The organism is Bradyrhizobium sp. NAS80.1, from assembly GCF_001908205.1.
GTDB lineage: Bacteria > Pseudomonadota > Alphaproteobacteria > Rhizobiales > Xanthobacteraceae > Bradyrhizobium.
The window spans coordinates 1-5,797 of record NZ_LGHL01000278.1; the positions used below are offsets into that span (position 1 = coordinate 1).

General features: G+C 61.2%; 3 protein-coding genes and 2 pseudogenes. 1 reads left to right on the forward strand and 4 read right to left on the reverse strand.

Features of this window, described 5'->3' with window-relative positions:
* Positions 1-14 precede the first annotated feature (14 nt).
* Positions 15-851, forward strand: a complete 837-nt coding sequence (locus AC629_RS41295; RefSeq protein ID WP_084810402.1) for an acetamidase/formamidase family protein — start codon at positions 15-17, stop codon at positions 849-851.
* On the opposite strand, the pseudogene AC629_RS50360 reads toward AC629_RS41295, so the two are convergent.
* The 4 genes and pseudogenes from AC629_RS50360 to AC629_RS41315 all read right to left on the reverse strand — a co-directional run.
* Positions 788-1,012 (reverse strand): annotated as a pseudogene (locus AC629_RS50360) (protein-L-isoaspartate(D-aspartate) O-methyltransferase); the annotation flags it as partial. The gene AC629_RS41295 and the pseudogene AC629_RS50360 overlap by 64 nt on opposite strands.
* 188 nt (positions 1,013-1,200) lie before the next feature.
* Positions 1,201-2,853 (reverse strand): amidase, encoded by a 1,653-nt coding sequence (locus tag AC629_RS41305; protein WP_084810400.1) that lies wholly within the window; start codon positions 2,851-2,853, stop codon positions 1,201-1,203.
* 468 nt (positions 2,854-3,321) lie between these two features.
* A pseudogene (locus AC629_RS41310) lies at positions 3,322-4,643 on the reverse strand (transposase).
* Between the two features lie 226 nt (positions 4,644-4,869).
* The gene (locus AC629_RS41315; RefSeq protein ID WP_084810401.1) at positions 4,870-5,229 is read right to left on the reverse strand and encodes a hypothetical protein; all 360 of its coding nucleotides are present in this window, start codon (positions 5,227-5,229) and stop codon (positions 4,870-4,872) included.
* Positions 5,230-5,797: the final 568 nt, after the last annotated feature.

Here is a 5,797-nt window from a genome sequence, read left to right on the forward strand (position 1 = left end):
CAACGGCGCAGGATGTGGCGGCCGCCAACCTCAACCTCGTGCATCCGCTGACCGGGCCCGTCTACATTGAAGGAGCGAGACGGGGCGACGCACTCGCCGTTACCGTGGTGGACATCGAGCCCGACGATTTCGGTTACACTACGATCGTGCCTGGATTTGGCTTCTTGCGTGATGTCTTCCGCGATCCTTTCATCGTGCACTGGAACCTGACGCGTCTTGAAGCGCGTTCGAAGGATTTGCCGGGAATCTCCGTTCCGATGAATGCGTTCATGGGCACGATCGGCGTCTTGCCGGGCGAGCCTGAGCTTGAGACGTGGCTCAAACGGGAGAAGGCGCTCGCTGACGCGGGCGGCGCGGCGTTGACCCCTCAGCCGGTTGATGCCCTGCCGGCGGATCTTTGCGGTCCCAATGGTACGGCGAAGGACAAGTGTGTTCGCACCGTTCCGCCACGGGAGAACGGCGGCAATCTCGACACCAAGCAGACGGTGGTCGGCACTACGCTGCTGTTTCCTTGCTTTATCGACGGCTGTGGGCTTTTCGCGGGTGACGTTCATTTCGCTCAGGGCGACGGCGAGGTGGCGGGCACCGCCATTGAGATGGGCGCAAAGGTGACGCTCCAGGCCAAGGTGATCCCGGGCATGGCTTCGCTGCTTACGACCATGCACTTCGAAGGCGGCTCGCAGCTAAAGGGCCTCGCCCCGGGAAGTTTCTACGCTGTCTCGGGGCTTTCGAGAACGCTGTCGTCGGCCTCGATGTCGAGCAGATCGGTCATTAGGGCGACGATAAATGGCTGCGAGATCGTCTTTTCGAAGCCGATTGGAAGCGGAATATTGGCATACGCGTACGGCTGAAATTCGATTGGCACAAACTCATGCCGCGGCACCTTGCCCATTGCCGTCATGACGCGTTCGTCAAAGGCGCTCTTGCCGATTGTGTCACGCAGCGCAAAGGCGCTGGCGGCGATGACCGCGAGCATGTCTTTACGCAAAGCCTCAACGTAATCTGCTCGCATTGGCAACTTTCATGGGCATATGGCATGCACTCGCCGCACGCCTAGCCAGGCTATTGCAATAACTCGCCCCCCCGTCACGACCGCTCCCGCGAGCATCGGCTACAGAGGCTCGCGTCAGATAACTCACGGGCCTCTTTCCGAACCTTGGACGCCGGCGTTGCTCTTAGCCGGCAATTCGCCACTGGCGTCTACCCGACGATCTGGAACGCGTCAGCCGCACGCAACACGGTGCCGTCCTCCCAGTGGCGTCCGATCAGCATCATGCCGACAGGGAGCCCTGCCGACATGCCTGCCGGAACCGTCGCGGCAGGATGGCCAGTAACGTCGAACGGGCAAGTATTGGAAATCATTTCGAGTGCCCGCGCAACGTAGTCCTCGCGGCTCGCGTCCGGGGCTGGGAGTAGCGTGGCCTTCAAAGGTAACGTCGGCATGAGCAGGAGATCGGCGCCGTTGAGTGCCTCATCGTAGGCGGCGCGCAGCACGCGCGCGAGGTTTTGGGCCTTGGCGTAGTAGCGGCCCTGGTAGTTGTCCTGCATGTACTGGCCGAGCAGAATGACGAGCTTGACGGTCTCCGAGAGGTCGTTGGCGCGCACCCGCCGGCTCCGGCCGTAGAAGTCCAGGAGCGAAGTTGTGTAGTGCCCTTTCCAGTTGGTTCCCATGCTGTTGCCGGCGACCATCAGCATCGTGGCGCCCTCGACGGCGATAGCGTTCCAGATATGGATGCCGTCGCGATGCAGCGGGATCGATACCTCGCTCACGGTTGCCCCCGCTCGCGTCAAGCGCTGCGCCGCCTCGCGTACCATGGCGTCGACATCGGGCTCGGAATTGGGCCAGCCAAACCCTTCCTTGACAATCCCGACCCGCAGACCGCGGGCATGCCCGGTGAGTTGCTTGGTATACTCTTCCGTACGCAATCCCGCCGGTTGGCGCGGGTCGAGCCCATCGGCCCCGGCGAGCACCTCGAGTAGCCGGGCGGCATCGCCGGCGGTGCGGGCAATGGGCCCGGTATGGTCAAGTGTTAATTCGATTGGGAAGACACCTGTGTATGGCACGAGCCCCTGGGTTGGCTTATGGCCAACCGCTCCGCACCAACCGCTGGGAATTCGGATCGACCCTCCCTGGTCGCCCCCAATGGCCATGTCGCACTCGCCGGCGACGACGAGCGCCGCGCTGCCGCTGGAGGAGCCTCCGGCAGATCGCTTCAGATCGTGCGGATTGAGCACGGGCCCGGTATCGGAAGTATGGCTGCCGCCCGAGAAGCAAAGATGCTCACACACGGCCTTGCCGACGATCTCCCCACCGGCGTCGAGGATGCGGGTCACAATGGTCGCGTCCACGTCAGGGACGTAGCCCTCCAGCACGTTGGAGCCGTTCATCATCGGGATGCCGGCGACGCACACATTGTCTTTGATGGCGATTTTCTTGCCCGCAAGAGGCCCCGTCGCTGCGCCTTTGATCGAGCACCTCCAGTACCAAGCGTTGAGCCGATTGTCCGAGGGGGGTGGACGGAACCCCGCCTCTCGCAGGTACTTCACCGCCAATGTCGGCTCTGCGAACTGGTCCAGGCGACGGTACGACGCGAGCACACCGTCCATGAGGTTGCGGAATGACGTCAGATCGTCGCGGTTGAGATCCAGGTTGTAGGATTTGGCGATGCGCTCCAATTCAGGCAGCGGTGGCTTGCGCAGAATCCGCGGCGCCGTGGCCGTCGGAGGTGGCGCTTGCACGCCCGCCTCGGTGGCCGCACGAACGGGCGTTGTCGCGGCGACGACGCTTGCCGCTACTCCGGCCGTGCCGGCATGAAGGAAGCGACGACGCGAATAGTTTGACGAATCCCACATGGCATATCCTCCCTCGACCAATGGGTTGACTTCTCGATCCACCGCCCGCCCTAAAGTGTCTGAGGACGGTCTAGTCGGTGGCCGCGGACTCTGCGGCCAGCGCGTCAAGCTGCAACATCACAATGAGACCTTGCATCTGGACAGGGCACAGGCGCATGAGGTCGGGACGAGAGGCGTGGCGGTTGCGGTAATCAAGGCCGCTACAGGATACCTCCAGCATCCTTGCACGGATTGCGGAGCGACACGCCGTCCAGCAGGCGGATTATCGTGCAGCCACCTACGATCTTCAAGAGCTTGCGTTTGTCACGGTCTGCGCTCGTGAGCGCGTCGCGGACCACTTTGACCGTGCGACACACGCACAGTCAAACCACCGTGCGATGTCTCTTCCTGGCCGATTCCGTTGAATAAGACCGGCAGTATTTTGTTGTAATGGCTCGTCGCGATGTGGCCGAACTGCTCTACCGGACCCTATGCGAGCCTCGGGGTAGGCATCGGGATCAGCTTGGCCATTTTTCGAAGGTTCTGGGCGGTGGCTGCGAGGATGAACTCGTCGCGCGCGCCGTTTTGACCTCGTAAACGTAAACGGTCGAGCTTGAGAATGCGCTTGAGGTGCGCGAACAGCATCTCGATCTTCTTGCGGAGCCGGCGCGAGGTGCGTCCTTCCCACGACCTAGAGATCTGGCGGGCCATGTCGCGAGCGCCCTCATAGATTGAGCGCGGTACTCTCCGTGAAGGCTGCTTGGGGCAACACCGGGACTTCAATGCGCATCAATCGCAATCGCGCTTGCTGGCGACATAACGCATCGTGGCGTCGTCGTTCACCAGCGCTCGGGTCGTGGTAAGAACTTTACCACCGGAACAGCGGTAGACGTCATCCGAATGGTCATAGGTGAAGTCCTCGCGCGAGAATATCCCGTCTGTGCGGGCCGACTTGTCGAACACTGTGACGTGTGGCTCGATGCCGTGCTCGTAAACTAACCAGCCGAGCATCTCGGCCGAGCCATAGCCGCTGTCGCCGAGGAGTCGGCTTGGGTAGAGATCGAACCGTTCGAGCGAGCGCTCAATCATGCGCTTGGCGGCCAGCACCTCCGCCTGCCGAATTGCTGTGGTCGCCTCGACATCGACCAGGTAGTTCGTCGAGTAGGCGAAGAAGGCTTGGCCGCCGTGCGCCCCGGTCCAGCGCGCCGCCGGATCGGAGGGCGACACGAACTTCGGGGTGACCTCGGTCGCTGCTCCGAAAGCAGCATCATCAAGGACAGCCAGATACCCATCTACTGCATGGCCGGCGGCATCCGGCGGAAGTCCCTTGTCGCCTTCGATCCCCTTCTGCCGATTGGCATCGGCCTTAATCAGGCTCGCATCAACTGCGAATCCTTCTCCGCCGACCAGTCGCTCCTCGGAGCAGCGACGCTCTCGAACACGCGACGGAACAAGCCGCTCTCCCGGAAGCGGCCATGCCTGTTCTTGGAGAATGTCGAGTGGTCCGGCACCGCCCCTTCCAGACCCAGCCGGCAGAACCACCGGTAGGCCAAATTGAGGTGGACCTCGTCGCACAGCCGCCGCTCCGATCGGATCCCGAAGCAGTAACCGACCAAGAGCATCCGGATCATCAGCTCCGGATCGATCGAAGGTCGACCGATACTGCTGTAGAAATGCGCCAGGTCTTGCCGAATCTGTTCAAGGTCGACAAATCTATCGATCGACCGGAGCAAGTGGTCGGCGGGAATATGCCTTTCGAGCGAGAACTCATAGAACAACGCAGCCTGTTCGACTTGCCGATGCCCCATCATGATCTTCAGTCCTGCCAATTAGACAGACTGAATCACTGATACCTCTGCGTCGCAACCGCTGCCTTTTTCAACAGAATCCACCACGAACGGACTCGTGCACCGCAGCAGCAAATAACGCCACCTTTCGATCACTTCGTCCTTAGACTATAGACTAGTAGTAGAGCCTCGGCGGCCCAACCATGTTCGCGCGTATCGGCGTCATAAGGGCTTTGAACCGCTCCGGGCGTTAGCCGGTCCGACGCTCGTCGGTCTTTGGCGCTTCTGGCGGTGCGTTCAGGTGAGCCCCGGCCCTCAGCACTTGTTGCTGATAGGCCCTCCCATCCTCCGCAAACAGTTTCATCTCGCGATTGAGCAAGTCCTGATATTCCCGGAGTATATCGGAGGGCGTCTCGGCATCGCCAATGTGTTTGGCCGCTTCAAGCGCCGCTTGCATGCCCTCACGACGCCGGGCAAACCAACCGTCCGCAAATTCCTTCACGTCTTCGAGCGCGGTTTCTTGGTTCTCCCAGAACTTGACGACTATCTGCGCATAGGCCTTCAAAGCAGCTGCTGGCTGCAACGGACCTAACGTCACGTTTTCGCTCATGGTCATTCTCCGTTTGAGTTGACCTGCCCCATGAGTCTTATAGTGACTGGCCCGGGCTAATGCGCGCCAACATCATGAGCGACGTGCAGTGCGAACAGCGGGGGGCGCTCGATGGGCGTAAGTTGGAGCGCAACACTCTCAGTCGCCGATAAAAGCCGAGGGGTCCGGGTGATGCCGAAACGGTGCGCCTTGTCGGGAGAGCGCACAAGTTAATTCGGGCCGGAACGATCAAGAACCCTGATGGCGACGAGGGTTCCGGACGGTTTGAATCCCGGTTCTGTTCCCTTGCGCCTAAGCCGTGCGGCTTTGATTTAGGTCAATTGAACCGGCGCGGCCGACTTGGCACCAGGATTGTCCGGTCCGGGTCATTCGCGACGAACTCCACCGATCATGACCGACATGCGATGTCCGCTTCGTCCCGCTTGCGACCGAAACGCGTGGCACCGCAATATGTCGCGAAGGGCCAATTTCGGAAGTCACAGCTCTTTGCTCCCTAACAATAACCAGCCCATTGTCGCCCGGAGGTGATAGCCTGTCGTCAACCAAAGGAGGCTGACATGGCCAGAGG